Consider the following 26,881-nt stretch of genomic DNA (forward strand, 5'->3'; position numbering starts at 1 on the left):
GGCCCGGTCCCCGATCCCGGACGGGCCGCTCGGCCGTCGGAGCCTTCGCCGAAGGACAGGACATGCCGTCGAAGAGGACGAAGAAGGGTCCCACCAAGGGCAGCGGCGGCAAGGGCCGCCGCGCGCTTGAGGGCAAGAAGGGCACGCTTCCCGCGGAGAAGCGGCACTGGTACGCCGACAAGCAGCGTGCCAGGGCCGCCGAACGCGCCCAGAACAGGCCGACCAGACCGGTGCGCGTCACGGACGACCTCCACGGGGCGTCGGTGCGCAACCGGGACGGATCGGAACTGCTGATCGGCCGCAACCCGGTGGTCGAGGCGCTGCGCGCCAAGGTCCCGGCGACCCGGCTGCTGCTGTCCAACAGCCTCGACCCCGACGACCGGATCGCCGAGGCCGCCCAGCTCGCGGGCCAGCAGGGCATCGCGATCGCCGAGGTCGCCCGCCCCGAGCTGGACCGGCGCTGCGAACGCCACGGGCTGCCCAAGGCGGCCCACCAGGGCCTGATCCTCCAGGTGCGCCCCTACGAGTACGAGACGGCCGAGAACCTGCTGGACGAGGCCAAGAAGGGCGAGACTACCCCGCTGGTGGTCGCCCTGGACGGGGTCACCGACCCGCACAACCTGGGCGCGGTCGCGCGGTCGGCGGCGGCGTTCGGCGCGAACGGGCTGCTGGTGCCCGAGCGCCGCGCGGCGGGCGTGACCACGGCCGCGTGGAAGGCGTCGGCGGGCACGCTGGCCCGTCTGCCGGTGGCGCAGATCGTCAACCTGACCCGCACGCTCAAGCAGTACCAGGAGGCCGGGTTCTTCGTCGCCGGACTGGACGCCGACGGCGACACCCGACTCGACCAGCTGGAGTTGGCCACCGAACCGCTGGTGGTCGTGGTGGGCTCCGAGGGCAGGGGGCTGTCCCGCCTGGTCCGCGAGACCTGCGACGTCGTGGTCTCCATTCCCATCCACGGCGTGGAGTCCCTGAACGCGTCGGTCGCCGCCGGAGTCGCCCTGTACGAGGTGGCGCGCCGCCGCACGGCAGCGGAGTGAGTCCGGAACCGGTACCATTCCCCTGGGTGTCCCGACACCGGCCGGCATAGCTCAATTGGCAGAGCAGCCGCCTTGTAAGCGGCAGGTTAGGGGTTCAAGTCCCCTTGTCGGCTCCATCACCACCCCGCAGCGATGATCCTGACCGAGGAGGCCCCGAGAAGGCTCCTCAGAAGTCGGGATCGTCGCTTTTTCCTCCAGGAACGGTCGGGCAGCAGAAGAAGCCCTCCCCTCCGGGAGGAAGGTGCACTACTCCTGGTCTTGCGTTTCTCACTCTGTTACGGGGTGACTTCGGAGCGTGGTGCTGCGGGCTGCCCACGTTCGTCCGGAAGGGTGGAGGGGTGGGGCAACGGTTCACCAACTCGTTGAGGTCGATGGTCCTCGACCCGTCCGCTTCCGAACGGGTGAGCCGTCCTCCGAACCGGCGCGTGGCTGGAACGCGGGCGGCCGCGCGCCGGGACATCGCCAACAACCGGGGGCGACGAACCGAACCGATCATCAGCGGGACACCGGTCATCCCGTGGCGGGGACACATCCTGTTGCGGGATGTGGTCACGCACACGACCGTGACCCGGTCGGCTGTCAGAGACAGCCGTGACAGTGCCGGAACCGACCAGCGGAGCTGGCGGAACGGGACCCGTCTTCACGTCTGGAGTGAAGGGTGCGGGGAAAAGCGTGCCACTGACTTTCCGCTGCAGGAGTGGTCCGATGACGGCCGTCAGCTGAAGCCGGGAGAACCACGCCTCATCTTCGCGAGATTCTGTGCTCACCGGGCCATCGAGAGAGGTGAGGACTTCGGCTGGATCGGTCCGCCGCTGGACAGCGAGGTTGACGACCAGCAGTTGGAAGGTGGTGTCCCATGACTCTGTGTGAGGAGAGCATGGTGCCCGTCCGGGAGGCGCTCGCATGGACGTGCGATGGTCCTGCCCGACGGCAGAACGCTGCTCGTCACCACTGACCGCCTCTTCGCCGACGGTGACGTGGTCTCGGCGATGATCCGTCGTGCCGCCGACGGACGCGTCGTCGTCAGCGGCGGTGGACCGGTCAGCGGACGACTCGGCCTCAGCAACGTTCCCTGGGACCGGGAATCCGTTCGGACGGGGCGGGTCTGGGCGGAGACCCGCCGGGCCTACGGGGCCGAGGAACCGAACGGAAGGATCTGCATCCGGGGGACAGCGATCGGCTGCCGTCGATGGTGCGGCGTCCTGCCGGTGCGGCTGTCGCACGGGACACGCTGGTGCACGTCAACGCGGTCACGGAGGAGCGTCAGCCTTTTTCGGACAGGGTGGTCGACTGGCCGCGCACCGAGGTCGTCTCGGGGCTTCGGGTCGAAGAGCGTGCAGCGGTGGCGGACAGCGCCGGTGCGGACATCCACCGCTGCGGCCAGGCCACGGTGCCGGACACAGGTCGAGAGGTCGTCGTCCGCGCCATGGGCGGCAGTTCGCAGCAGGCGGCCCGGCGGGCGGCGGTTGAGGCCGTCTCCGGTTTCTCCCGGGTGTCCGGCGAACAGTGGCCGGCCGCCCAACGGTCGGCCGTGGTCAGTGACCTCGGGGATCTCCGTACCGCCCATATCGGGGCCCTGCAGGAGCACGCCCACGCGGCGACTGGGACCACCAGGTCGGGTTGCGGGCATTCATTCTCGGGGAGGTGCCGAGGACGCGCTGTCGCGCCGGAAGCTTCGCGCAACAGCCTGCCGGCCTCGCGGACACGTCACCGCGGGCGCAGGGACCGTCCGGAAAGGGTCACCCCAGGCGGCTCAGCCACTTCCGGGCGACCTCCGCCTCCAGGTCCACGCCGTGGTGGCGGGCCAGCAGCAGGACGTGGCTGAACACGTCGGCCAGTTCGGCGCGGAACGCGTCGTCGATCTCCGCGGGGGAGCGGCCCTTCGTGCGGGCCTGACCGGTGGCCATCAGGTGGCACTGGGTCAGCTCCCCCAGCTCCTCGTGGAGCTTCAGGACGAACCAGTCGGCATCCCGGGTGATGCCGTGCCGGGCGGCGTACCGTTTCGACACCTCCTCCACCAGGGCGGAGAGTCGCTCAAGGTCCATACGGCCACCGCCTTCACGCCGGAGTGCTGTGCCGGGAGCGGAGCCTAGTCCGCGGTCGCCGCCACCGCACACCGCGGTGTCCGAAACCCGTTCCCCGCACACCCGCACGGCGGCGTCCGCTCTGCCGTGCGGGCGTGCGCCGCGGCCGTGTCAGGAAGGCCTGCTGCTCCCCCCGATCGGCGCGGCCCTGCCCGGACACGAGCGAATTTTTACCCGCCGTGGGAGAAGCATCCGGACCACGGCGGTATGAGAGCCCCACCGGCAGGGGTAGCCGGGCAGGAGCCTCCGCCAGGTCGGAGGCGGAAGGGGGAGAACGTGTGCGTGACGGGGAGTGGGTAGCCGACACCGGCACGGAACTGCGGGGAGTCCTCAAGGTCATGGTCGACGCCGGGTGGCTGCCCGGCGGGGTGGCGGTCGTCGGCGCGGGAGGACTGTGGGAGTTCGTCGCGGTCGGCCGCGTCGGCATCGAGTGCGGGGAGGCGGTCACCGCGCCCGACACACGCTACGACGTGGCCGAACTCACCAAGGTCATGGCCACCTGGCCGCTGGTCGGCCGGGCGGTCGCCGAAGGGCTGCTGGACCTCGACGCGCCCATGCGGCACTACTTTCCCGGCCGCCACCCGGGGGGCGGGGTGACCGCCCGGCAGATCCTCACCCACACCTCCCGCCTGAACCCGGTGACCTGGCTGGAACGCTACGTCGGCACCGACCGGCCGCTGGCCGAGGCGATCCTCGACGAGGAACTGGAGGAGCCCGGATACCGTGTCACCGACCGGGGATTCATCCTGCTCGGCCTGCTCCTGGAACGCCTGCACCGGCAGCCCCTGGACCGGCTCGCCGACGACCTGTGGCGGCACGTCGGCCTGTCGGCGACCCGGTACGGTCCGCTGCCGCGCACCCCGTCGGTCGCCCCCACCGAGCGCCGCATCCCGGGCGCGGCGGCCACCTGGGGCGTGGTGCACAACGAGAACGCGGCCCTGATGGGCGGTGTCGCCGGGCACGCGGGGGTCTTCAGCACCGCCGCCGACCTGGGCGTCTTCGCCCGTGAACTGCTGGCGTGGCACGCGGGCGAGCACGGCGTGACCCGGTTCACCGACTTCGTGCGGCACAGCTGGCTGCCGCACCAGACGGTGGACGACCGCTTCGCCCGCGGCCTGGCCTGGAAGGTCACCGCCGACGGCCTCGTCCACCACAACGGGTTCACCGGAACGAGCCTGTTCCTGCACCCGCCCACCGGACGCTACGTCGGACTGCTCACCAACGCCGTCCACTACGGCCGCCGCCGCCCCGGGCTGGGCGACCTCAGGGCGACCGTCCGGGCGGCGTTCACCTGCTGACGCCGCGCCGTCCGCGGCCGCGGCGACGGCGGCCCCGCACCGGACGCCGCTCGGTCTCCGGCGTCCGCCTGCCGAGGCCGTAGGGGTCGGCCGAGCGCCGCCGGAGCACCACCAGGCCCACCACGGCCAGCAGCACCAGAAGCACGGCGCCGCCCGTCCACAGCACCCAGCGGGGGACGAGCGGATCGTCGGCGAGCTGCTCGGCCAACTCCGGATCGAAGGGCGGCACGGACTCGGCGGTCGTCCCGGCGGCGGCCATCGCCCCCGGCGCGCTCAGCACCCCCGCCCCGTGGCCGGGCTGCTCCGCTCCGGCGGCGGGGGCCACGGCCCCGCCGGTGAGCGCCTCGGCCACCTGTTCCGGCTGGAGCTGCGGGTACTCGGCGCGGATCAGCGCGGCCACCCCGGCGGTGAACGCCGCGGCAGCGTCGCTTCCGGTCACGGTGGTGTACCCGCCGTCCGCGTCCAGCACGGTGACCTCCTCGCCCGGCGCGGTCAACGCGATGTGCTCGCCGCGGCTGGAGAACTCCGAGAGGGCGCCGTCGGCCCCGACCGATCCCACCGCCAGCACCCCCGGATAGGCGGCCGGGTAGACGGCCTCGCCGTCCGCGCCACCGGAGGCGACCACGACCACGCCGTTGTCCACGGCGTGCGCGACGGCGTCCCGTTCGGCCTCGTCGCCCTGCACGGAGAACGCGGCGTCGGGCAGCGGAATGCAGATGACCTGGACGCCCTCCGCCACCGCGTGGCGGATGCCCGCGGCGAGCGCCCCCGGATCCGTCTCGCCGCCTCCCGCGGCGTCGGCCTCCGCCGCCACCCGGATCGACAGGATCTCCGCCTGCGGCGCCACCCCCATGACCCCGCCGGTGTGTTCGATGCCGTGCCCGCTCGCCGCGATGATCCCGGCCATCATGGTGCCGTGCACGCCGTAGCCGTCGCTGTCGGGAGACAGGTCCTGGCCGGTGAGGTCGGGGCCGACCGTGACCTCGTCCAGGTCGGGGTGGTCGGTGACCACCCCGGTGTCCAGCAGGGCGACGGTGACCCCCGAGCCCCGCGTCTCCTCCCACACCTCGGCCGCGCCGACCGTGTCCAGCCCCCACTGGTCGAGACGCAGGTCCGCGACGTCCGCCGCTGCCGGAGCGGTCAGCGGGCCGGCGACCAGCGCCGAACAGACCCCCAGAGCGGCGACCGTCCGGCTCCGTGTCGTGCGCATGGCGGCTTCAACCTCCCGACAGCCGGTGACCTCCGGGGAGGCGCTCCGGCCGAGACTGCTGTGGGCGCACGTCATTCTTTCATGTGCTTTGTGCTGGTCAGTGTCAGTTCCACCGGTACTCCCACGCGCAGGCCGAACCGTTCCGCGGCGCTTCCGCCGTGCACGGCCAGGGCCAGCAGCCCCGCCGAGTCGGTGAGCAACAGCGGCGCGCCGACGGGGACCGCGCCGAAGGTCGGGGCGACGGCGACGCTGTGCGCGCCGCCGGGCAGGTGCACGGTGACCCGGTCGGGCGGCGCCACGGGCCCCAGGGCGGTCACCAGGTCTTCGGGAATCAGCGAGAGCTGGCAGTTGCCGAACCGGTCGACGGCGTGCACCTCGGTCCGGGCGGTGCCCGCGGTGACCTCCCGGAACGGTTCGGGGAGCTGCACCAGTCCCGCCGGGTCCACCGCGCGTCCGGCCTCGGCCAGCGGCAGCCCGGCGGCGATCCGCGCCCCGACGGGGGCGTAGACGTCCCGGCCGTGGAAGGTGTGCGACACCGGGTGCCGCCACAGCGACTCGTTGGTCAGCTCCACGGCCGCGTCGATCCCGCCGAGCGACTGGGCCGCCCAGATCATCAGCCCGTTGTCCGGGCCGACCAGCACGTGTCCTCCGGCGGCGAGCGCCACACTGCGCCGCTCGGTGCCCACGCCCGGGTCCACCACGCACACGTGCACCGCGTCCGGGAACTCGGGGACGGTGTCGGCCAGCACGGTCGCGCCGCGCCGCACGTCCCCCGGCGGGATCTCGTGGGTGATGTCGATCACCGGGAGGTGCGGGGCGTGCCGCAGCATCTGGCCCCGGCAGGCGGCCACGAAACCGTCCTGGGTCCCGTAGTCGGTGAGGAAGGACAGGCAACTGTGGCCCTCACGGTCAGTCATGTGGAGTTCCCCTCGATCTTTCACCTGGAGTCGCTACGATAGGTCGCCCCATCCGGACGAGGAGGCGTCCAATGTCAGATGCCGGACCCAGCGCCCAGGACCCGTCCGATCCCGCCCCGCCGGGACCGGACCCCGAACAGACCCAGCTCGACGAACGCGACCAGCGCATCCTCTCCTTCGAACGGCAGTGGTGGAAGCTGGAGGGCTCCAAGGAACAGGCCATCCGCGACGAGTTCGGTTTCTCCCCCACCCGCTACTACCAGCTTCTCAACAGGCTCATCGACCGTCCCGAAGCGCTCGTCTTCGACCCGATGACCGTCCGGCGGCTCCGCCGCAGGCGCGCCGACCGGCAACGGCAGCGCACCGCCCGCGCCCTGGGCATCCAGCTCTAGGCCCGACCGCGCGGGAGCGGGCCGGGACACCGGCCGGGAGTGCGGCGCGCGGCACACTCCGGCGGGGTTCCGCCGCGACCGGTTCGGGGCATACCCCCAGCGTCCAGTCCACCGAGTGGAAAGCCGTCCATGTCTCTTCTCAATCCGACGACGGAGAGCGGCAGGACCGCGCTCGACCGTATCCGCGACGCGCCTGAGCGGGCGCTCCTCGCGTTCGACTTCGACGGAACGCTCGCCCCGATCGTGCCCGATCCGCGTGACTCCCGCGCACACCCCGGCGCGGTCCCGGCGCTGAGCGCCCTGGCCCGGCGGGTGCGCGCGGTGGCCGTGGTCACCGGACGCCCCGCCGCGGTGGCCGTCGAGTACGGCGGGCTCGACGCGGTCCCGGGCATCACCGTGCTCGGCCAGTACGGCCGGGAACGCTGGGAGGACGGTCGGCTCACCGTGCCCGACCCGCCGCCCGGGGTGTCCACGGTGCGGGAGGCCCTGCCCGGGCTGCTCAAGCAACTGGGTGCGCCCGACGGCACCTGGATCGAGGACAAGCACCACGCCCTGGCCGTGCACACCCGGCGCACCGCCGACCCCGAGGCGGCGCTGGAGCTGCTCCGCGCGCCGCTGGCGGACCTCGCCGAACAGGCGGGGCTCGCGGTGGAGCCCGGGCGCATGGTCATCGAACTGCGTCCACCGGGGGTGGACAAGGGGGCGGCGCTCACCGACCTGGTCTCCGGCACCGGGGCGGAGGCGGTGCTGTACGCCGGGGACGACCTGGGCGACCTCGCCGCCTACGACGCGGTGGAGCGGCTGCGCGAGCAGGGTGTGGCCGGGGTCAAGCTGTGCAGCGGCTCCACCGAGGTCACCGAGCTGGCCCGCCGCGCCGACCTGGTGGTGGCCGGACCGTCGGGGGTGGTGGCGTTCCTGGAGGAACTCGTGGCGGCCCTGGGCGGCTGAGCACACGCCTGTCGGTACCGGATCAGTCGGCGGCGTCGGTCTCGGCGCCGCCGATCAGCCGCCGCCACGGGCCCTCGGCCAGCAGCCAGTGCGGGACGATCCGGACCGGGAACGGCACGTCGGTGGCGAACACGTTCTCCCCGAACACCTGCGCGTGCTCGACGTAGCGGTCGCCGTCGAGCCGGAACTCGGCGATGCCGGGCTTGTCGGCGGACGGGTTGACGATCCAGTACGAGGCGATGCCGAACTCGGCGTACTCGCGCAGCTTGGTGTGGTGGTCGCGGAACACGCTCTCGGGCGAGACCACCTCGACCGCGAGCAGCGGCGGCCGGGTGAGGTAGGGCCGGGTGGCGTCCTCGGTGCGGATCACCGCGAGGTCGGGGATGCGGTGGTGGGTGCCCTCGGCGCTGAGGTTGATTCCCGGGCCGGTCAGTACGGTGACGTCGTCGGGGGCCACGGCGGTCAGGTGAAAGGTCAGCCGAGACTCGATGAGGGTGTGCAGGTAAACCGGTGCGGGCGACACGTCAAGCCGCCCCCCGACCAGCTCGTACCTGCGGCCGTCGTCGGGCATCCGCCGCAGGTCCTCCACGGTCAGCGGCCGCTGCGGGGTGCGTGTCTCGCCAAGGCTCATGAGTGTCATAGTGCCTCCCATCGCTCATGGAGGCCAGTATGGCGACGGAGGGTGACAGCGGAGACGCTTTTCCGGAATCTGTGGACACGTTCTCCGGCGCCGGATCCGCACCGCGTCCGGCGCCGGAGGGAGGCGGTCAGTCCAGCGCCCGCAGCTGGTCGGCGAACCAGCGCTGCGGGGGCAGTGCCGCGGCGGCCTCCGCCAGGCGCTCGGTGCGCCGCCTGCGCTCCTCGCCGTCCATGCTCAGCGCCCGGTGCAGCGCGTCGGCGGTCTCGGTCACGTCGTAGGGGTTGACCAGCAGCGAGTCGGCGCCCAGGTCGTCGGCGGCGCCCGCCTCGGTGGACAGCACCAGCGCCACCCCGTCCAGCGACAGCACCGGCCCCTCCTTGGCGACCAGGTTCATGCCGTCGCGAATCGGGTTGACCAGCAGCACGTCGGCGAGCTGGTAGGACGCCAGGGAGCGCGGGTAGTCGTCGTTGACCTCCAGCACCACCGGCGTCCACTCGTCGGTGCCGAACTCGGCGTTGATCGCCTCGGCGGTGGCGCGCACCGACTCGGTGTAGGCGCGGTACTCCGCCACGGCGCCCCGGCTGGGGTAGGCGAACGCCAGGTGGGTGACGCGGTCGCGCCACTCGGGGCGCTCGCGCAGCAGTTCGCCGAAGGCCTCCAGGCCCCGCACGATGTTCTTGGACAGCTCGGTGCGGTCCACCCGCACGACCAGTTTGCGGTCGCCCACCCGTTCGCGCAGCCGCTCCCGCCACCGCGCCACGTCCTCGGCGGCGGCCCGCTGGCGCAGCCCCTCGGCGTCCGCGCCGAGACCGTGCACGCCGGTCCGCACGACCCGGCCGCCGTGCTCGACGGTCCGGGTGCCCCAGTTCACCGGGGCGCGCAGGAACACCTCGCAGCACCGCAGGAACGCGTCGGCCCAGCGCAGGCTGAGGAAGCCCAGGTAGTCGGCGCCGAGCATGCCCTCCAGGAGTTCCCGGCCGATCTCGGCGGGCAGCATCCGGAAGTACTCCGGCGGAGCCCACGGGGTGTGCGAGAAGTGCGCGATGCGCAGGTCCGGGCGGCGCACCCGCAGCATCCGGGGCACCAGCGCCAGGTGGTAGTCCTGCACGGCCACCTTCGCCCCCTCGTCGGCGCCGGTGAGCAGCGCCTCGGCGAAGGCGGAGTTGTAGGTCCGGTAGTCCGCCCACTCGCCGCGGAACCGGGTGCCGAACGCCGGCTTGTTGGGCGTGTCGTAGAGCATGTGGTGAACGAACCACAGTGTGGAGTTCGCCACAGAGTTGTAGGCGTTGGCGAAAACTTCGGGAGGAATGTCCAGCATGCGCACGCTGGCCCCGCCCACGTCGTAGCCGGCCTTGTCCAGCCGGCCCTCGGGAGCGGCCGCGGTGGCCTTGCGGTCGGCGTCGGACAGCGCCGCGCACACCCACAGGGTTTCGATTTCGGCCGCCACCGAACTCAGCCCGGAGACCAGGCCGCCGCCACCGCGCCGGGACCTGACGGCGCCGTCGTCCCCGATCGAGAAGGACACTGGTCCCCTGTTGGAAGCGACGAGGATCTGTGCCTTGTCCACCTGTTGGTCCACCTCTCAGCGGTCGGAGTCCGATGCCCCATTTGACTACACGGCCCATGAGTCGGCAGGAGGCGGGGCACGTCCCACGTTCTGGTTAGTCTCGCCCGCCGCACCCCCGCGCAAACCAGTCCGCCGGGTTGCGGTCCGTCACAGTCGGCTGGACCTGGGGGAAGTAGCGGACGAACTACCCCTGATGGAAAAATCGACACGCGATCCGTTATGGTGACCGACAGGTCTCGGTACGAAACCGAGCGGAAAACTTCAGATTGCTCATCCAGAGGGGTGGAGGGACACGGCCCTGCGAAGCCCCGGCAACCATCCCGGTGGACGTTTCTCGTCAGGTGCGAGGCGGCCGGGACAGGTGCCAACTCCGTCCCGTCGCCAAGGTGGCGCGGGGAAGATGAGGGGAGAACGCCTCATGGCGCTGACCGCCACGGAATCAGCCACGTCCACCGCCAACTCCTTCGGCCCCGCCGTCGCGCTGTCCTGTCGCGAGTGCGGCGCGCGCTACGACCTCGGCCCCGTCTTCGCCTGCGTCGAGTGCTTCGGGCCGCTGGAGGTCGCCTACGACTTCGGAACCGTCACCCGCGAGTCCGTCGAGCGGGGCCCGAAGAACATCTGGCGCTACAAGGCCCTGCTGCCGGTCCCGGCCGACGTCGAGAACCTGCCCACCATGAACCCCGGCCTGACCCCGCTGGTCAGGGCCGACCGGCTCGCCGCCGAACTGGGCCTGCGCTCCCTGTACGTCAAGGACGACTCCGGCAACCCGACGCACTCCTTCAAGGACCGCGTCGTGGCGATGGCCGTCGAGGCCGCCCGCGCCTTCGGCTTCACCACGCTGTCCTGCTCCTCCACCGGCAACCTCGCCGGGGCGGTCGGCGCCGCCGCGGCCCGGGCCGGGTTCCGCTCCTGCGTGTTCATCCCGGCGGGGCTGGAGGAGGCCAAGGTCGTCATGGCGGCCGTCTACGGCGGCCAGCTGGTGGCGATCGACGGCACCTACGACGACGTCAACCGGTTCTGCTCCGAGCTCATCGGCGACCCGGCCGGTGAGGACTGGGGCTTCGTCAACGTCAACCTGCGCCCCTACTACGCCGAGGGCTCCAAGACGCTCGCCTACGAGATCGCCGAGCAGCTGGGATGGCGCCTGCCCGACCAGATTGTCATCCCCATCGCCTCCGGCTCCCAGCTCACCAAGATCGACAAGGGCTTCCAGGAGCTGATCGGGCTCGGCCTGGTCGAGGACAAGCCGTACCGGGTCTTCGGGGCGCAGGCCACCGGATGCTCCCCCGTGGCCCGTGCCTGGGAGAACGGCCACGACGTGATCCAGCCGGTCAAGCCGGACACCATCGCCAAGTCGCTGGCCATCGGCAACCCGGCGGACGGGCCGTACGTGCTCGACGTCTGCCGCCGCACCGGGGGAGCGGTCGAGCACGTCAGCGACCCCGAGATCGTCGACTCGATCCGGCTGCTGGCGCGTACCGAGGGCATCTTCGCCGAGACCGCGGGCGGGGTCACCACCGGTGTGCTGCGCAAGCTGCTGGCCGCCGGGACGCTGGACCCCGAGGCCGAGACCGTGGTGCTGAACACCGGGGACGGCCTCAAGACGCTCAACGCCGTGTCCGGCACCGGCGTCACCGCGACGATCAAGCCGTCGCTGCGCGCCTTCAAGGACGCCGGGCTGCTCTGAGGCGCCGATCCATTCCTCCCGCCGCGTCGAAACCAACCAAGGAGTCCACAGCGATGAGCGTCAGTGTCCGCATTCCGACCATTCTGCGCACCTACACCAAGGGGCAGGCCGAGGTGACGGCCGAGGGGGCCACCCTCAAGGAGGTGCTGGCCGACCTGGAGGCCAACCACCCGGGCATCCAGGCCCGCATCCTCGACGACAGCGGCGCCGTCCGCCGCTTCGTCAACGTCTACGTGGGCGACGAGGACGTCCGGTTCGCCGACGGCCTGGACACCCAGACCCCGCAGGGCGTCCAGGTGTCGATCATCCCGGCGGTCGCCGGCGGCTGCTGAGCAGGCACACCCGTGCGGTACGGCCGGAGCGCGTCGCGCTCCGGCCGTACCGTTTTCCCGGGGCGCACAAAAGTTTTCGGGGATCTGTTTGGGCCGCTCTGACCTGCGGGTAGCGAGGGCGGGGAGGAGGCGCCGGACGTTTGCACTCGCATCCGGGGAGTGCTAAAAAGAGACCGTTAGCACTCTCAGGATGTGAGTGCTAAATCTCGGATCGAGACGATGAGGTCGCGACTTCCGGCAGACGGGTGCCGGTTCGCCGCGGCCATCCGTCGCGGGCGTCGGCTCGTTCCCTCGCGTATCAGCCCGGTCTCGGGAGGACTAGAACTCTATGGCAGCCAAACTGATCGCGTTTGACGAGGAAGCCCGGCGCGGCCTCGAGCGCGGTATGAACCAGCTCGCGGACGCCGTCAAGGTGACGCTCGGCCCCAAGGGCCGCAACGTCGTCCTTGAGAAGAAGTGGGGCGCGCCGACCATCACCAACGACGGTGTCTCCATCGCCAAGGAGATCGAGCTCGAAGACCCCTACGAGAAGATCGGCGCCGAGCTGGTCAAGGAGGTCGCGAAGAAGACCGACGACGTCGCCGGTGACGGCACCACCACCGCCACCGTGCTGGCGCAGGCCCTGGTGCGCGAGGGTCTGCGCAACGTGGCCGCCGGCGCCAACCCGGTCGGTCTGAAGCGCGGCATCGACGCCGCCGTGGCCCGCATCAGCGAGGAGCTGGCGAACCTCTCCAAGGAGATCGAGACCAAGGAGCAGATCGCCTCGACCGCCTCCATCTCCGCGGGCGACACCCAGATCGGCGAGTACATCGCCGAGGCGATGGACAAGGTCGGCAAGGAAGGCGTCATCACCGTCGAGGAGGGCCAGACCTTCGGGCTGGAGCTGGAGCTCGCCGAGGGCATGCGCTTCGACAAGGGCTACATCTCGCCCTACTTCGCCACCGACCTGGAGCGCATGGAGACGGTCCTGGAGGACCCGTACATCCTCATCGCCAACCAGAAGATCTCCAACAACAACGAGTTCCTTCCGGTCATCGAGAAGGTCCTGCAGTCCGGCCGCCCGCTGGTCGTCATCGCCGAGGACATCGAGGGCACCGCGCTGCAGACCCTGGTGGTCAACAAGATCCGCGGCACCTTCAAGTCCGTCGCGGTCAAGGCCCCCGGCTTCGGCGACCGCCGCAAGGCCCAGCTCGGCGACATCGCCGTGCTGACCGGCGGCCAGGTCATCACCGAGGAGGTCGGCCTCAAGCTGGAGAACACCGAGCTGGAGATGCTCGGTCGGGCCCGCAAGGTCGTCGTCACCAAGGACGAGACCACCATCGTCGACGGCGCCGGTGACGCCGCCGCGATCGCCGGCCGGGTCAACGAGATCCGCGCCGAGATCGAGCGCACCGACTCCGACTACGACCGCGAGAAGCTGCAGGAGCGTCTCGCCCGCCTGGCCGGCGGTGTGGCCGTCATCAAGGCCGGTGCCGCCACCGAGGTGGAGCTCAAGGAGCGCAAGCACCGCATCGAGGACGCCGTCCGCAACGCCAAGGCCGCGGTCGAGGAGGGCATCCTGCCCGGTGGTGGTGTCGCGCTGCTGCAGGCCAGCGTCACCGCCTTCGAGAAGCTGGAGCTGGAGGACGACGAGGCCATCGGCGCCAACATCGTCCGCCGCGCCGTCGAGGAGCCGCTGAAGCAGATCGCGATCAACGCCGGCCTCGAAGGCGGCGTCGTCGTGGAGAAGGTGAAGAGCCTGGAGCCCGGCGTCGGCCTGAACGCCGCCACCGGCGAGTACACCGACCTGTTCAAGGACGGCGTCATCGACCCGACCAAGGTCACCCGCTCCGCGCTGCAGAACGCCGCCTCCATCGCCGGTCTGTTCCTGACCACCGAGGCCGTCATCGCCGAGAAGCCGGAGAAGCCCGCTCCGGCCGCTCCGGGCGGTGACATGGGCGGCATGGACTTCTAGTCCGGTCGACCTCGTCTGCCTCCTTGAGGGGACGGCCCCGTCGGGGCCGTCCCCTTCCGCTGTCTCTCCCCGGACGCGGGGCTCAGCCCGACACCAGCCCCCGCCGGGCCAGCTCCGTCAGCACCCGCACGCCCGCCGGGGCGCACCGGCCGGCGTCGGCCCGGGTGAACCAGGCCAGTTCCGCGATCTCGGAACGGGGGGCGAGGCTCCCCGTGAACGCGGCGGTGTAGCAGGCCAACCGGACCCGGGTGCCCTCCGGATAGCCGTGCGCCGCCTCGTCGACCACGGTGAACAGCCGCAGCGTCGCCGGATCGAGCCGCACCGACACCTCCTCGGCGACCTCGCGGACCAGTGCCTCGGCGTCGCTCTCCCCCGGTTCGCGTTTGCCGCCCGGGAAGTAGAAGACCTCCTTGCCCCTGGGGCGCACCTTGAGCACCCTCCCGTCGCGGACGTACACCCAGGCCAGCGCGTCCACAACGGCGGGCGCGGCGGAGTCGGAGAAGCCCATGCCCCCACCCTAGGCCCCTCCGCGGTCCACCCGGTTTGCCGGGAACCGGGCGCCCGAGTCGGACTTTCCGGGGTACCGTCGAGGAGTGTCGTCCTTGACAGCCCGGACCGGGACCGCGTCCGCGGTGGTCGCGGCGCTGGCGGCACTGGCGGCCGCGGACGGCGTGATGGCGGCCGCGTACCTGCTGTTGGCCTTCACGGAATCGGGAGACAAGGTGTTCTGCGGTGACCCGCTGGAGCAGGGCTACCAGAAGTGCGTCGACCAGATGGAGCTGTTCGCCGGGGCCTCGCTGATCCCCGCGGTGCTCGCCCTGGTCCTCATGGTGGCCGCCTTCACCGCCCCCGTTCTCAGAGCCAAACCGGCCCTGCGCGCCCAGACCCTCGGGTACTCGCTGGTGGCCTGGGTGATCGCGGGAGGCACCGTGCTGATGGGCTGGCTGCCCGCGATCTAGGCGCGTCACGATCTTGCCAGGGATGGCCCCCGGCCTGCGGTTTCGTGCCCGTTCGTGTCAAGATCACGGCCGGTTCCGGCTGAGCGCGCTCATGCCCAGGGTGCGGAGAAGACGTCGCAGAGCGGGCCGCACTGCTCACCTCCACCACCTGCCCCCCCGCCAAGCGCGGCGACCATGTCCCCGGGGCCAGAATCGGCGTGGCCGATGGCCCTGGGGACATGGTCGCCACGGGTCAGAGGTCGCCGCCCGCCAGCACGTCGCCGGCGTCGACGACCCGGTAGGCGTAGCCCTGTTCGGCGAGGAAGCGCTGGCGGTGGGCCGCGTAGTCCTGGTCGAGGGTGTCGCGGGCCACCACCGCGTAGAAGCGGGCGGAGCGGCGGTCGCCCTTGGGCCGCAGCACCCGGCCCAGCCGCTGCGCCTCCTCCTGGCGGGAGCCGAAGGCCCCGGAGATCTGGACGGCCACGGACGCCTCGGGCAGGTCCACGGAGAAGTTCGCGACCTTGGACACCACCAGCAGGCGCAGCTCCCCCGACCGGAACGCGTCGAACAGCCGCTCCCGCTCCCGCACCGGGGTGTCCCCCTTGACGACCGGTGCGCCCAACTCCGCGCCGATCTCGTCCAACTGGTCGAGGTAGGAGCCGATCACCAGCGTCCGCTCGGCGGCGTGCCGCCGTACCAGTTCCCGCACCACCGAGGTCTTCGCGGCGGTGGAGGCGCAGAACCGGTAGCGGTCCTCCGGGTCGGCGGTGGCGTAGGCCAGCCGCTCGGACTCGCTCAGCGTGACCCGCACCTCCACGCAGTCGGCCGGGGCGATCCAGCCCTGGTTCTCCATCTCCTTCCAGGGGGCGTCGTAGCGTTTGGGGCCGATCAGGGAGAACACGTCGTCCTCGCGGCCGTCCTCGCGCACCAGCGTCGCCGTCAGCCCCAGCCGGCGGCGCGCCTGGAGGCCGGCGGTCATCCGGAAGACCGGCGCGGGCAGCAGGTGCACCTCGTCGTAGACGATCAGCCCCCAGTCCCGCGCCTCGAACAGCTCCAGATGGGTGTGCGCGCCCCCGCGGCGCAACGCCATGACCTGGTAGGTGGCGATGGTCACCGGACGGATCTCCTTGCGGGAGCCCGAGTACTCGCCGACCTCCTCGGGGGTGAGCGAGGTGCGGCGCAGCAGCTCGGACCGCCACTGGTGCACCGACACGGTGTTGGTCACCAGGATCAGCGTGGTGGCCCCGACCCGGGCCATCGCCGCCGCGCCCACCACGGTCTTGCCCGCTCCGCACGGCAGCACGACCACGCCGGAGCCGCCCGCGGCGAAGCTGTCGACCGCCGCACGCTGGTAGTCGCGCAGCCGCCAGCCGTCCTCGACCAGGTCGATCGGGTGCGCCTCGCCATCGACGTACCCGGCCAGGTCCTCGGCGGGCCAGCCCAGTCTGATCAGGGCCTGTTTGAGGTTGCCGCGTTCGCTGGGGTGCACCACCACGGTGTCGTCCCCGAGACGCTCCCCCAGCATCGGCCTGAGCCTGCGGGAGCGCACCACCTCCTCCAGCACCGCCCGGTCCGACGCCTCCAGCACCAGGCCGTGCGCGGGGTGGGCGAGCAGCCGCAGCCGCCCGTAGCGGTCCATCGTCTCGGTGATGTCCACCAGCAGCGAGTGCGGCACGGGATAGCGCGAGTAGGTCAGGAGCGTGTCCACGACCTGTTCGGCGTCGTGCCCGGCGGCCCGCGCGTTCCACAGCGCCAGCGGCGTCACCCGGTAGGTGTGCACGTGCTCCGGTGCGCGCTCCAGCTCCGCGAACGGCGAGACGGCCCGACGGCACTCGTCGGCCAGCTCGTGGTCGACCTCCAGCAGCAGTGTCCTGTCGGACTGGACGATGAGCGGACCGGACACGTGGACCTCGCACAGGAGCCGGAGACGGCGAACCGACACCGGACCGGGCGCCCCGGTACGGGAGCGGACGGCGGGCCGGCGTCGTGTTCGGAGTCTACGTCCGCGCCGGGGGGCGCGGACGCGGGCCGGCGCTGCTCAGACCGTGCTGAGCGTCACGAACAGCACGAGCAGCAGCACCAGGAAGCCGATGTGGATGAAGTTGCTCAGCCACGCCCAGCGGACGTAGCGGTCGAACTCCTCGGGGTCCTGGTCCTTGCTGAGGGCCACGGCGGCCAGCACGATCCCGATGACGTCGGTGACCCCCACGCAGGTCAGGGTGAGGATGATCGCGATGATCAGCGCGAGGACCGCGTTGCCCCTGGCCAGTGGGGGACCGGAGTGCGAGGGCTGCCCGGGCGGGACGGGCGGGAACCCGGGTGGGGGAGCGGAGTGCCAGGAGAAGCCGGGAGCACCGGAGACGCCACCGCCCGGACTCGGGGGCTGGGGGCCGGAGCGGCCGCCCCAGAAGTCACCCGAGTCGGGCCACTGGCTGTTCATGAGTTCCGCCCTCTCTTCGATCCATGTTCTCCACATGGCGGAGCGCAGGTCGCGATGTCGGTCAGTAGTTCAGCTCCGGCGAGACCACCCCTTCCACCCAGGAGCCCGCCTGGGTGAGGAGCACGCCGAAGGAGATGAGCATGACCAGGAGCATCACGGCGCCGGCGCCGAGGCAGTACCAGGAATACCTGGTAAGAGTTTCGGCCTGAGTGTAGAGCCCCTGATCCCGCTTGTGCGCGGCACGTACCGCGAAGACGATGCCCAGGACGCCGAACAGCCAGTTGGCGCAGCACAGGAAGGTGAGCGCGTGCAGCATGAGCGCCATCGTGGAACTGCTCGAACCGGAGGGCCGGGGCCCCGCCTCGCTCTCGGAGCGGTCCCCGTCCCGCTCGCGTGCGACCCGGCGGACCCGAGGCGGCGGCTGGTCGCGGGGGTCGGAGGCTCCGGGGGGCAGCGACGGGTTGCTCATGGGGGAGAAACCTCGATTCCGTACACCGGCAGTGGCTGGTCCCATCTCATCAGAATCCGTGTTCCGGTGCCGAGAGGAGCACACCGCGCCGGGTCAGGAGCGGGGCCGCGGCTCCTCCCCGCCGGGACCGCGCGCCTCGCCCGCGCGGATCGCGCGCACCGCCGCCGCGCGCTGCCGGGGGCCGAGCGGCCGCGGTGCGGCGGGGTGCGCGTCCGCCGGGACCTCGGCGGCGCGGCGGATCGGCGGACGGGTCAACTGCACCGATCCGTCCGCGGTCTCGGCCACCGGGTGGTAGCCCAGGGCGGAGAGCCGGTCCAGCAGGACCGGTCGGCTCACCCGGGACGCCACGACGGTCGGAGCGAGCGGGAACAGCACCAGGTCGGCGGCGCGGCGGTCGCCGAGCAGTTGGCCCAGCACCGCGGGGTCGTCGCAGCGCAGGTAACTGGAGGCGGCGCCCACGCGCAGCCGGCCGTGCCTGCGGGCCACATCGGCCACCAGGTAGCGCAGCGGCTGCGGCAGCGGCGTGGCGGAGTGCCGCTCCAGCAGCGCGAGGATCTCGTCGGCGCCGCGGCCCGCGTCCAGGGCGCGCCGGACCGAAGCCTCACCGAACCGGTAGACGGTCGCTCCCCCGGTCGACTCCACGTCGGCGAGCAGCGCCAGCTCCCGGGCCAGCGGGGCGGTGAGCGGGCCGGGGGCGACCGCGGTCAGGTCGCTCTGCACCAGGATGTGGTCGACCGGCTCGGGCAGTTCGGCGGCGAGCAGGGCGAGTGCGGTGGACGCGGACGCGCTGCCGGGGTCGGCCAGGAGGGCGTGCGCGTACGGGGCGAGCGCGCCGCGGCCGGTCACGCCCAGGACGGCGGCGTCGTCCAGCGTGTGGCGCACCAGTTCCGCGACGACCGGGCCGTGGCGGCGCGGCCGCAGCCAGCCCAGCCGTTCCACCAGCGACTCGGTCGACGGCGCGTGCCCCGCGGGCAGTTCGGCGAGCGCCGCCAGCACGTCGTGCCGTACCTCGGGGGCCCACCGGTGGTCCAGCCCTTCGCCGAGGACGTTGCGGCTCCTGCCGCGCGCGTCCTTCGCCACGCAGCGGCCCGCCACCCGGGGGGAGCGCCGCCACGCCGAGGCCAGCCGCAGCCAGCGGCGGGCGGGCTCCTCGGCCAGCCACGCGTCGTACTCGGCGGTGGGCAGCCACTCGGCGTTCCCGCCGCCGCGGCCGAGCAGCCCGGCCGCGTGCACCGTCTCCAGCAGCACCGCGGCACCGCGCTCGTCGGTGTCCAGCAGGCGGGCCGCGGCGCGCAGGTCGCGCATCCCCAGTCCGCCGTTGCGCAGCATCCCCGGCGGATCGTCGGCCCACGCCGTCAGCAGTTCCTCCACCGCGCGCAGCACCGTGAAGACCTGCCCCGCCGCCGCGCGGACCACCGACGCGGCGGGGCGGGCGACGGCGGACAGGACCGGGGCGGCCGCCTCGACCTTCGGGAACACCCGGCCGCCGCGCAGGTGCAGGGCCACCTCCCGGGGCAGCGTGATCGTGGTGTCGTCGGTGGCGACGAGCAGTCCCAGCGCCAGCAGGCGGTCGATGGGGGAGGCCGCCGAGGCGAGCGACACGCTGCGTCGGGCGTTGGCGACGCTGCCGTGCGGCGGGCCCCACAGCAGCCGGTCCAGCACGGTGCGGGCCGGGGCGCCGGCGGCGGAGAGGAGTCCGTCCAGCCGTCCCGGCCGGGTGAGTTCGGCGGTGATCCGCGCCGCCGGTTCGCCTTCGGCGTACCCGGTGGGCAGGCCCAGGTCGGCGGCCAGGCGGTTGAGCCGGTCCAGGGGGTGGCCGAAGAGCAGGGCGGCCAGGGGAGGCCCGAGGCCGGCGGGCTGGTCGAGGAGGTCGCGCAGCACCGCGACCGGCCGCAGCACCGCCCCGTCGGTCCAGACCAGGGCGGCGGTGCGCAGGCGGGTCAGGGCGGGGGCCAGGGCGCTCTCCGGGAGGTCCAGGGCGGCGGCCAGCGCGGCCCGGTCGGTGCCGAGCGGGGGCCCCGAGCCCAGCGGGTCGCCCAGGGCCAGCAGTGCTTCCGCCACCTGGAGGCTGAACCGGTCGAGGCGGTCCAGGGCGCACAGCACCGAGAGGCGGGAGGCGGCGCGCGCGGCCAGTTCCGTGAACCCGGCGGGGACGGGGGCGGCCAGGTCGGGGCGTGTTTCCAGCAGCCCGTCCAGTTCGGCGTCCGACAGGCCCCGCAACCAGGAGGTGTAGGTGGGGACGCGCCCCGTGTCCCGGCGGGTCGCAGGCTCGGTGTCGTCGCTCATCGTTGTCTCACGCTATGCCATCGCCGCGCACGGTCGCGCGGGCGGGCGCGCGTCCCGCCAACCCGGGGCAAACGATCCGGAATATCCCCGCATATCCGCGGTTGGCGGTCGTGTCGCTCGGCCGCGGCGACGGAGGATGGTCACGCGTCCCAGCCCTGGCGTGCGGCTGTCTCGGTAGGTCCGTCCCGTACGTGCCGAGGCCAGTGGACGGCGGCGGCGACCGCCGGTGGAGCCCGTCACCGTAGCGGCCGCCGACCGCGGCGGCAGTCCGGGACCGCCGGATCCCGTCCCACAACTCCGCAACCGGTGGTACGCGGATGCCGCGAGTGAGAGGCCCGGAACAACGGTTTTCCGGGCCTCTCGTCCGTTCCGCGGGAGGGGACGGAAGGCAGGTTCCGGAAAACGGCGTCAGTGGGAATTAACTTGCTTTTTGTTTGTTTTAAGAGAGTTATACGGTGGCTGTCCCCGACAGCCGCGGTTAGCCTGAAAGACCCGTCCGATGTTGGAGGGGCGGGGGTCCGTGGCCTGCGGTCCCGGTGAGACCGGCGTGGGTCCGGTCCCCCGGTGTTTCGACTGCGAAAGCGAAGAGGTCACACGTGCCCACTGGCAAGGTCAAGTGGTACGACGCGGGCAAGGGTTTCGGTTTCCTCACCAAAGACGACGGCGGCGAGGTCTTCCTGCATGCCTCGGCGCTTCCGCCTGGCACGACCACGCTCCGTCCCGGGCAGCGGGTCGAGTTCGGGGTCGTGGAGGGGCGCAAGGGTTCCCAGGCGCTCCAGGTCCGACTGCTCGAAACACCGCGGTCGGTGGCCAAGGCGCTGCGCAAGAAGCCGGACGAGATGGTGGTCATCATCGAGGACCTGATCAAACTGCTCGACGGTGTGTCCAACACCTACCGCAGGAACAAGCATCCCGACCGCCGGGAGGCGGCCAAGATCGCCCAGGTGCTGCGGGTGGTCGCCGACGACATGGAACTTTGATCCCCGCACGGACGCGCCCTGTGGCAGACGCCACAGGGCGCGTCCGCGCTTTTCGGAGGGGATGAGCCGGTAACGGTCGGCTATCGATCCCCCCTGTGGTCAAGCCGGTGCTCGTAATCAGCGAAAATGGAGATGTGAGACGCACCCGTCGATCCCCCGTACCAGACAAGGCGTGTATCGAGGCGCAGGATCTCGCTCGTGCGGCGGCCGCCGAGATCGGACGCCCCGAGTGGGTCGGTGAGCACCTCGGCACCCAGGTCGAGGACAACCGCCTGGTCACCCACTTCTTCGAGTGCCTGGATCCCGCCTATCCGGGCTGGCACTACGCGGTCACGGTGGTGCGCGCCGCCCGGGCCAAGTACGTCACCGTCAACGAGTCGGTGCTGCTGCCCGGACCGGACGCGCTCATCGCACCCGAGTGGCTGCCCTGGAAGGAGCGCCTGCGCCCGGGCGACCTCGGCGTGGGCGACCTGCTGCCCGCTCCCGCCGACGACGATCGGCTGATGCCGGGCTACGCCCAGATCGCGGACGAGGAGCTCGCCGAGGACGGCGAGGACAAGCAGATGCTGTGGGAGTTGGGGCTGGGCCGGGCCCGAGTGCTGTCGGAGGCGGGGCGCGAGGCCGCGGCCAAGCGCTGGTACTCCGGTCCGTCCGGGCCGCACAGCCCCATCGCCAGCGCCGCCCCGGCCAAGTGCGCCACCTGCGGGTTCATGGTTCCGCTGGCGGGTGAGCTGCGGCAGATGTTCGGGGTGTGCGCCAACGAGTACGCGCCCGACGACGGCCGGGTGGTCTCCCTCGACCACGGCTGCGGGGCGCATTCGGAGGCCGCGCTGCCCGAGACCGGGTCCGAACCGCTCACCCCGGTGGTCGACGAGATGGGCTACGACACCATCGTGTTCGACGACACCAGCGAACTGGAACTGGTCTCCTCGGAGCAGCAGACCCGGAAATAACCGGAGGGCCTGACCGTTTCCGGTCAGGCCCTTTCGCGTACTGAAACGGTTCAGTTACGCTGCGGGCCCATGCCTTTCAATGAGATACGGGAACTCTTCGACCCGGGCCGCCCCCACCACACGGCAGCCGGCCCCCGCCCGGTCCGGCTCCACCTGGCGAGGCCGGAACGGGCGGGGCGCGTCCCCCTGGTGCTGCTGTCGCACGGCACCGGCGGTTCCGCCGAGCAGATGTCCTGGCTGGCCGAACCCCTGGCGGAGGCGGGCTTCCTCGTCGCGGCGGTGGACCACCACGGCAACAACCACCGCGACGGCTTCACCGTGCCGGGGTTCGCCTTCTGGGCGGACCGGCCCCGGGACCTGACCTTCGCCCTGGACCACCTCCTCGACCACGAGCAGGTCGGCGCGGTGGGCGCGGCGGGGTTCTCCCTCGGCGGCTACACCGCCGCCGCCCTCGTGGGCGCGCGCCTGGCGCGGCAGCCGATCGAGGCGGTCCTGCGGGGCGACCACCCGCTGCCGTCCCCTCCCGAGTACCCGACCCTGGCCGAGGAGATCCTCGCGCTGCCCGCCGAGACCACCGCCTCCTGGCCGCAGAGACTGGCGGCCGACCACACCGACCCGCGGGTGCGCTGCGCCTTCCTCGTCGCCCCGGCCTCCGGCGGGATTCTCGACACCGGTTCCCCCGCACGGGTGCGCCGACCGGTCGCGGTGCGCTGGGGCGACGCCGACACCGTCGTACCGCCCGAGACCGTCCGCGGGTACCTCGACGCCCTGCCCGGGGCAGAGGGGCGCTCCGTCGGCGCGGACGTCGGCCACTACGAGTTCCTGTGCCTGGCCGAGCCGGGAAGCCCGCTGTACGAGGCGGTCCGGTCGGGGGAGCCGGTCCGCGCCGCGGTGGCGGCCGAGGCCGTGGAATTCTTCCGGCGCCACCTGGAATGATGACGCTCTGGTCGACCGAGGGCCGACCGGGGCCGGAGTCCCCGGACGGCCGCCCCACACAGCCGAGGAGCAAGCGCGTGCGCAGTGAACTGTTCAGCCAGGCCCAGGAGAACGACCTGCCGGGCATGTCCCTGCAGAACCCGCGGATGCTGCGGGTCGCCTGCGACGGCGAGTTCTACGCGCGCAGGGGGGCGATGGTGGCCTACCAGGGCGACATCGACTTCGCCTTCCAGGGGTCGGGGGCCAGGCGGTTCGCCAAGAAGATGCTCACCGGCGAAGGCCTGCCGCTCATGCGGGTCTTCGGGAAGGGCGACGTCTTCCTGGCCCGGGACGCCTGGGAGATTCACATCCTCGACCTGGAGGACGAGTCGATCACCGTCAACGGCCAGAACGTGCTCGCCTTCGAGAGCGGACTGGAGTGGAACATCCACCGGGTGCGGGGCATGGGCATCATCGCCGGGGGCCTGTTCAACACGGTCTTCACCGGCCGGGGGCGGGTCGCCATCGCCTGCCACGGCACCCCGGTCCTGCTCAACGTCGACCAGCCGACCTACGTCGACACCAAGGCCGCGGTCGCCTGGTCCACCTCGCTGGACACCAGCCTGCGCAGCACCGTGAAGGCGGGCGCGCTCATCGGCCGCGGCAGCGGAGAGGCGTTCCAGCTCGTCCTGGAGGGCCGGGGGTTCGTCCTGGTCCAGGCGTCCGAGGGCGCGGTGCGGGCGGTGCAGCAGGGCTGAGCGGAGCCCGTCACTCCAGGTCGGCCTCGGCGCGCAGCACCGGCAGGGTCTGCGGGTCGCGCAGCAGCGCCGCGACGAGGTGGCGGCGCGCCCACTGGCCGGTGGCCCAGCACAGGGCGCGGGCCAGCCCGTCGGTGGTCGAGGCGTGTAGGTGGCCGTCCACGCAGCGCCACTCCACCGCGACCCCGTCCACCCGCAGCTCCTCGTGGTGCAGGTAGGTCAGCGGGGTCTCGCCGAGGAACGCCCGCACCTCGTCGGGGACCTGCCGGACCTCCCCCGAGGAGGTGACGCGGCCCTCGACCACCTCGGAGGCCAGGTCCAGGTCGAGCACGTCGGCCAGGGCCGCGGCGCGCTCCACCGGCCCCAGCACCACCGGCCGCCCGGTGAGCAGCGGCAGCAGGTCGGGCGCGTCCACCACCACGGTGTCCTCGGCGTCGGCCACCACCACCGCCCCACCCCGCACCGCGCGCACCCGCTCCGGCGGCGACACCCGGTCGGCGGGCACCTCGGCCAGCGCCGCCCACAGCCGGCGCAGCACGGCGCGGGGCACCCGGCGCTCCGGGTCGCCCAACCGGTCCAGCAGGTCGTCGGGACCGTCCGGATCGGCGAGCAGCCTGTCCAGGTCCGAGCGGACCCCCAGGGCGCGGGCGAACTCCGGGTCCAGCGCCACGGGGATCTCGTCGTAGAGGCCGACGAGCGCGGGATCCGCGTCGGCGGTGCGCGACTCCACGGGGGTGCGGCCGCCCAGCAGCGCACCCGTGCGCAGCCACCACGCCGTGTAGGAGGGCACGTCCACCACCCGCCCGTCGCCGGTGAACACCCGGGCCGGTTCGACGACGGCCGCGCGGGGACCGGGGGCCGCCAGCAGTTCCAGCACCCGCGGCCAGCGGTCCTCCCGGACGAACTCCAGGTCGCGCACGCCCACCAGTTCGGGGACGATCGGAGGCAGTTCGGGGTGGCCGAGCAGCGCCGAGACCTCGGCCGCCCACTCCGCCACACCGTCCAGCGGGACCTCGTCGGGGTTCTCCGCCAGCACCGCGCCCAGCGTCACGTCGTGCGCACGGTGCACGGTGAACAGCCGCACCACGCCCACCGACTCCAGCGTCTCGGTGTCGTAGGCCTCCGCCAGGTCGTCGGCGAGCACCCCGAAGGGCGCGTCCTCGACGAGGAGGTCCAGCAGCGGACTGTCGGGGTGCAGCAGTTCGGCGGCGGGCGAGTAGTCGCCCTCGGTGTCCCGCAGCGCCAGTTCGGCCAGCCACGGCTCGTCGTCGACCGTGGTGGCCGACGCCGCGACCAGCTCCAGCACGGCCCGGGCGATCGTGTCGGGGTCGTCGGAGTCCAGCGAGTTCTCGACGGCGGCCCGGGTCATCGGATCGGTGAGGACCGCGCGTTCGTTCGCCTCGACCGCGCCGAGCCGGACCAGCAGCGGGTCGACCGCCTCGGGATGCACGATCCGCAGCCCCAGCGGCTCCAGCGCCGCGGCGTCCAGCGCGCCCGAGGTGAACGACGCCCCGGTGGGCAGCAGCAGGCCGCGGGGGCCGCGCACCAGCCGCCCGTCCCACAGCGGCACCGGAAGCGCCCCCAACTCGCCGAGGTCCGCGCCGCGCTGCCCGGCCGCGCGCAGCGCCGCGTACAGCCGCGCCCACCAGGCGGGCCGCCGGTCCAGGCCGGCGAGCAGGTCGGCGAGGTCGGCGAGGGAGACGCGGCGCAGCCGCAGCGCGCGCAGTCCGGGGTGGTGCAGGTCGGCGTCCCCGGGCAGCGCGTTGGGCACCAGGTCGTCCAGCACCTCCAGCAGGGTGTCGCCGCCCTCGACGACCACGGCGTCGCGGGGGCGGACGGGGTCGCCCGTGACGGTCCGCAGGAACGGGACGTCCGGCAGCAGCCGCGTCACGCGGGCGCGGAAGCGGGCGTCGAACTCGGCGCCGCCGAGCCGCTCCAGGGGGACCAGGTCCCAGGTGGCGGGGGCGTCCAGGCGGCACAGCAGTTCGGTGTAGGCGGTGGCCGCGGCGTCGAGCAGGGTGTCGGCCGCCGGACCGGGGGCGATGCGGCGGCGGTCCGGGGACAGCGGGAACGTGCCGATCAGCAGGGCGGGAACGGGCAGTTCCTCGTCGCTGGGGGTGGGGGCGTGCACCACGCGGGGCACGTCCGCGGGCAGCGCGGCCGCGCCTCCGGTCGGGTCGAGCGCCACCGCCCAGGTCAGCGACCAGTCGCGGCGGTCGCGTTCCTCGACGGGGCGGTCGGCCAGCTCCTCGGGCGTGAACCGGCCCGACCTGGTCAGGGTGCGCCAGTGGGTGACGTGCTCGCCTCCGGCGTCGACGCTGCGGACGGTGACCGTGCCGTCGGAGCCGGGCGCGGAGTACAGGGACCGGACCTGCCCGTCGGCGTCGATCTCGATCTCGGCCAGCCAGGGGAGGGCCAGCAGCAGCGCCTGCCCGGCCTCGGCCAGCTGCAGGGCCAGGCGCGCGCCCGCGTCGGCGTCGCGCAGTTGCAGGACGACGGCGCTGTCGTAGCCCTCGGGCGGGCGGGTGCCGTCGGCGAACGGCAGCCGCAGCAGCGGCACCCGGCGGTCGCGCCGCGCGAGTTCCTCGGCGAGTTCGGGGCGGGCCCGTCCGGTGGCCACCAGCGCGTCGTGGACCAGGGCGGCGGCGCGTTCCCGGCTCCACCGGACCGCGCCGTCCCGGGAGGCCAGGACCACGTCGTCGCTGATCGACGCGACCGAGGTGAAGCCGACGCCGAAGCGGCCCACGGCGGCGGCGTCGCGTTTGGCGGAGGCGCGCAGGGTGGACAGCGACTCCACGCCCTCGGCGGTGAGGGGGGCGCCGGTGTTGGCGGCGGTGAACTCGCGGCCGCGCAGCACCAGCCGCAGCCGTCCCCGCACTCCCGCGCGCTGGGCGGCGTCGGCGGCGTTCTGCGCCAGTTCCACGACCACCCGGTCCCGGTAGCCGCCGAGGGCGTAGTCCTCCTCGGCGTTGGCGTCCTCGCGGAAGCGCGCAGGAGAGGCGGCCCAGCTGTCCAGGACCCTCGTGCGCAGTTCGGTCACGCCGAACGGGTCGGCCATCGTGTGTGTCAAGGAGAC

General features: G+C 72.6%; 23 protein-coding genes, 1 tRNA gene and 1 riboswitch. Of the genes, 13 read left to right on the top strand and 11 right to left on the bottom strand.

What is annotated here, in order from left to right; all coding sequences use genetic code 11:
* Positions 1–62: 62 nt before the first annotated feature.
* Together rlmB and FOF52_RS18765 are read left to right on the top strand one after the other, a co-directional pair.
* The gene (rlmB, locus tag FOF52_RS18760) at positions 63–1,037 is read left to right on the top strand and encodes a 23S rRNA (guanosine(2251)-2'-O)-methyltransferase RlmB (RefSeq protein WP_248591225.1); all 975 of its coding nucleotides are present in this window, start codon (positions 63–65) and stop codon (positions 1,035–1,037) included.
* A 40-nt stretch (positions 1,038–1,077) separates the two neighbouring features.
* Positions 1,078–1,153 (top strand) — tRNA-Thr (locus tag FOF52_RS18765).
* A gap of 1,623 nt (positions 1,154–2,776) precedes the next feature.
* On the opposite strand, the gene FOF52_RS18770 is transcribed toward FOF52_RS18765, so the two are convergent.
* Positions 2,777–3,082, bottom strand: coding sequence for a nucleoside triphosphate pyrophosphohydrolase family protein (locus FOF52_RS18770; protein WP_248591226.1), 306 nt, complete (start codon positions 3,080–3,082; stop codon positions 2,777–2,779).
* Positions 3,083–3,399: 317 nt separating this feature from the next.
* Here FOF52_RS18770 and FOF52_RS18775 point away from each other — a divergent pair, with 317 nt between their 5' ends.
* On the top strand, positions 3,400–4,419 hold the full coding sequence (locus FOF52_RS18775; RefSeq protein ID WP_248591227.1) for a serine hydrolase domain-containing protein: 1,020 nt from the start codon (positions 3,400–3,402) through the stop codon (positions 4,417–4,419).
* Here FOF52_RS18775 and FOF52_RS18780 read toward each other — a convergent pair.
* Entirely contained in the window at positions 4,409–5,629 is a 1,221-nt protein-coding gene (locus tag FOF52_RS18780; protein ID WP_248591228.1) for a S8 family serine peptidase, read from the bottom strand. The two genes, FOF52_RS18775 and FOF52_RS18780, sit on opposite strands and share 11 nt — an antisense overlap.
* 71 nt (positions 5,630–5,700) lie before the next feature.
* Positions 5,701–6,546, bottom strand: coding sequence for an SAM hydrolase/SAM-dependent halogenase family protein (locus FOF52_RS18785; RefSeq protein WP_248591229.1), 846 nt, complete (start codon positions 6,544–6,546; stop codon positions 5,701–5,703).
* Positions 6,547–6,617: 71 nt separating this feature from the next.
* Between FOF52_RS18785 and FOF52_RS18790 the strand changes: the two genes are divergently transcribed.
* Together FOF52_RS18790 and otsB are read left to right on the top strand one after the other, a co-directional pair.
* The gene (locus FOF52_RS18790) at positions 6,618–6,938 is read left to right on the top strand and encodes a DUF3263 domain-containing protein (protein ID WP_248591230.1); all 321 of its coding nucleotides are present in this window, start codon (positions 6,618–6,620) and stop codon (positions 6,936–6,938) included.
* Between the two features lie 129 nt (positions 6,939–7,067).
* The gene (otsB, locus tag FOF52_RS18795; RefSeq protein ID WP_248591231.1) at positions 7,068–7,886 is read left to right on the top strand and encodes a trehalose-phosphatase; all 819 of its coding nucleotides are present in this window, start codon (positions 7,068–7,070) and stop codon (positions 7,884–7,886) included.
* Positions 7,887–7,908: 22 nt separating this feature from the next.
* Here the strand turns inward: otsB and FOF52_RS18800 are convergent, their stop codons facing one another.
* Both FOF52_RS18800 and FOF52_RS18805 read right to left on the bottom strand, forming a co-directional pair.
* Entirely contained in the window at positions 7,909–8,526 is a 618-nt protein-coding gene (locus tag FOF52_RS18800; protein ID WP_248591232.1) for a Uma2 family endonuclease, read from the bottom strand.
* A gap of 127 nt (positions 8,527–8,653) precedes the next feature.
* On the bottom strand, positions 8,654–10,093 hold the full coding sequence (locus tag FOF52_RS18805) for an alpha,alpha-trehalose-phosphate synthase (UDP-forming) (RefSeq protein ID WP_248591233.1): 1,440 nt from the start codon (positions 10,091–10,093) through the stop codon (positions 8,654–8,656).
* 267 nt (positions 10,094–10,360) lie between these two features.
* Positions 10,361–10,500: riboswitch (SAM riboswitch) on the top strand.
* An 11-nt stretch (positions 10,501–10,511) separates the two neighbouring features.
* Here FOF52_RS18805 and thrC point away from each other — a divergent pair.
* The 3 genes from thrC (at position 10,512) to groL (ending at position 14,066) form a co-directional block, all read left to right on the top strand.
* The gene (thrC, locus tag FOF52_RS18810; RefSeq protein ID WP_248593928.1) at positions 10,512–11,780 is read left to right on the top strand and encodes a threonine synthase; all 1,269 of its coding nucleotides are present in this window, start codon (positions 10,512–10,514) and stop codon (positions 11,778–11,780) included.
* A gap of 53 nt (positions 11,781–11,833) precedes the next feature.
* Positions 11,834–12,112 (top strand): MoaD/ThiS family protein, encoded by a 279-nt coding sequence (locus FOF52_RS18815; RefSeq protein WP_248591234.1) that lies wholly within the window; start codon positions 11,834–11,836, stop codon positions 12,110–12,112.
* A gap of 328 nt (positions 12,113–12,440) precedes the next feature.
* A complete protein-coding gene (gene groL, locus FOF52_RS18820) occupies positions 12,441–14,066 on the top strand; it encodes a chaperonin GroEL (RefSeq protein WP_248591235.1) in 1,626 nt (541 codons plus the stop codon).
* An 82-nt stretch (positions 14,067–14,148) separates the two neighbouring features.
* Here the strand turns inward: groL and FOF52_RS18825 are convergent, their stop codons facing one another.
* On the bottom strand, positions 14,149–14,574 hold the full coding sequence (locus FOF52_RS18825; RefSeq protein WP_248591236.1) for an NUDIX hydrolase: 426 nt from the start codon (positions 14,572–14,574) through the stop codon (positions 14,149–14,151).
* 214 nt (positions 14,575–14,788) lie between these two features.
* Between FOF52_RS18825 and FOF52_RS18830 the strand changes: the two genes are divergently transcribed.
* The gene (locus FOF52_RS18830; RefSeq protein WP_248593929.1) at positions 14,789–15,025 is read left to right on the top strand and encodes a hypothetical protein; all 237 of its coding nucleotides are present in this window, start codon (positions 14,789–14,791) and stop codon (positions 15,023–15,025) included.
* 232 nt (positions 15,026–15,257) lie between these two features.
* On the opposite strand, the gene FOF52_RS18835 is transcribed toward FOF52_RS18830, so the two are convergent.
* The 4 genes from FOF52_RS18835 to FOF52_RS18850 all read right to left on the bottom strand — a co-directional run bounded on the left by FOF52_RS18835 (position 15,258) and on the right by FOF52_RS18850 (position 20,199).
* Positions 15,258–16,907: a DNA repair helicase XPB gene (locus FOF52_RS18835; RefSeq protein WP_248591237.1), complete on the bottom strand. Its 1,650-nt coding sequence runs from the start codon at positions 16,905–16,907 to the stop codon at positions 15,258–15,260.
* 135 nt (positions 16,908–17,042) lie between these two features.
* Positions 17,043–17,444, bottom strand: coding sequence for a hypothetical protein (locus tag FOF52_RS18840; RefSeq protein ID WP_248591238.1), 402 nt, complete (start codon positions 17,442–17,444; stop codon positions 17,043–17,045).
* 61 nt (positions 17,445–17,505) lie between these two features.
* Positions 17,506–17,913 (bottom strand): hypothetical protein, encoded by a 408-nt coding sequence (locus FOF52_RS18845; protein ID WP_248591239.1) that lies wholly within the window; start codon positions 17,911–17,913, stop codon positions 17,506–17,508.
* A gap of 93 nt (positions 17,914–18,006) precedes the next feature.
* Positions 18,007–20,199, bottom strand: coding sequence for a helicase-associated domain-containing protein (locus FOF52_RS18850; RefSeq protein ID WP_248591240.1), 2,193 nt, complete (start codon positions 20,197–20,199; stop codon positions 18,007–18,009).
* A 596-nt stretch (positions 20,200–20,795) separates the two neighbouring features.
* Here FOF52_RS18850 and FOF52_RS18855 point away from each other — a divergent pair.
* From FOF52_RS18855 to FOF52_RS18870, 4 genes are all read left to right on the top strand, one after another.
* Positions 20,796–21,179 carry a cold-shock protein gene (locus FOF52_RS18855; protein WP_248591241.1) on the top strand — a complete coding sequence of 128 codons (384 nt, stop codon included), beginning with the start codon at positions 20,796–20,798 and terminating at the stop codon, positions 21,177–21,179.
* Positions 21,180–21,313: 134 nt separating this feature from the next.
* The gene (locus FOF52_RS18860) at positions 21,314–22,132 is read left to right on the top strand and encodes a DUF3027 domain-containing protein (protein ID WP_248591242.1); all 819 of its coding nucleotides are present in this window, start codon (positions 21,314–21,316) and stop codon (positions 22,130–22,132) included.
* A gap of 69 nt (positions 22,133–22,201) precedes the next feature.
* On the top strand, positions 22,202–23,068 hold the full coding sequence (locus tag FOF52_RS18865) for an alpha/beta hydrolase family protein (RefSeq protein WP_248591243.1): 867 nt from the start codon (positions 22,202–22,204) through the stop codon (positions 23,066–23,068).
* A 77-nt stretch (positions 23,069–23,145) separates the two neighbouring features.
* Entirely contained in the window at positions 23,146–23,805 is a 660-nt protein-coding gene (locus FOF52_RS18870) for an AIM24 family protein (protein WP_248591244.1), read from the top strand.
* Between the two features lie 10 nt (positions 23,806–23,815).
* On the opposite strand, the gene FOF52_RS18875 is transcribed toward FOF52_RS18870, so the two are convergent.
* Complete coding sequence (locus FOF52_RS18875; protein WP_425265501.1) at positions 23,816–26,875, bottom strand: sacsin N-terminal ATP-binding-like domain-containing protein; 3,060 nt, start codon at positions 26,873–26,875, stop codon at positions 23,816–23,818.
* Positions 26,876–26,881: the final 6 nt, after the last annotated feature.

This window comes from Thermobifida alba (assembly GCF_023208015.1).
Taxonomy (GTDB): Bacteria; Actinomycetota; Actinomycetes; order Streptosporangiales; family Streptosporangiaceae; genus Thermobifida; species Thermobifida alba.

Bases quoted from the DNA above. Each gene is read 5' to 3' on its own strand.
- rlmB (WP_248591225.1), top strand. From the start codon at position 63: ATGCCGTCGAAGAGGACGAAGAAGGGTCCCACCAAGGGCAGCGGCGGC.
- FOF52_RS18770 (WP_248591226.1), bottom strand. From the start codon at position 3,082: ATGGACCTTGAGCGACTCTCCGCCCTGGTGGAGGAGGTGTCGAAACGG.
- FOF52_RS18780 (WP_248591228.1), bottom strand. From the start codon at position 5,629: ATGCGCACGACACGGAGCCGGACGGTCGCCGCTCTGGGGGTCTGTTCG.
- FOF52_RS18785 (WP_248591229.1), bottom strand. From the start codon at position 6,546: ATGACTGACCGTGAGGGCCACAGTTGCCTGTCCTTCCTCACCGACTAC.
- FOF52_RS18790 (WP_248591230.1), top strand. From the start codon at position 6,618: ATGTCAGATGCCGGACCCAGCGCCCAGGACCCGTCCGATCCCGCCCCG.
- otsB (WP_248591231.1), top strand. From the start codon at position 7,068: ATGTCTCTTCTCAATCCGACGACGGAGAGCGGCAGGACCGCGCTCGAC.
- FOF52_RS18800 (WP_248591232.1), bottom strand. From the start codon at position 8,526: ATGACACTCATGAGCCTTGGCGAGACACGCACCCCGCAGCGGCCGCTG.
- thrC (WP_248593928.1), top strand. From the start codon at position 10,512: ATGGCGCTGACCGCCACGGAATCAGCCACGTCCACCGCCAACTCCTTC.
- FOF52_RS18815 (WP_248591234.1), top strand. From the start codon at position 11,834: ATGAGCGTCAGTGTCCGCATTCCGACCATTCTGCGCACCTACACCAAG.
- groL (WP_248591235.1), top strand. From the start codon at position 12,441: ATGGCAGCCAAACTGATCGCGTTTGACGAGGAAGCCCGGCGCGGCCTC.
- FOF52_RS18825 (WP_248591236.1), bottom strand. From the start codon at position 14,574: ATGGGCTTCTCCGACTCCGCCGCGCCCGCCGTTGTGGACGCGCTGGCC.
- FOF52_RS18840 (WP_248591238.1), bottom strand. From the start codon at position 17,444: ATGAACAGCCAGTGGCCCGACTCGGGTGACTTCTGGGGCGGCCGCTCC.
- FOF52_RS18845 (WP_248591239.1), bottom strand. From the start codon at position 17,913: ATGAGCAACCCGTCGCTGCCCCCCGGAGCCTCCGACCCCCGCGACCAG.
- FOF52_RS18850 (WP_248591240.1), bottom strand. From the start codon at position 20,199: ATGAGCGACGACACCGAGCCTGCGACCCGCCGGGACACGGGGCGCGTC.
- FOF52_RS18865 (WP_248591243.1), top strand. From the start codon at position 22,202: ATGCCTTTCAATGAGATACGGGAACTCTTCGACCCGGGCCGCCCCCAC.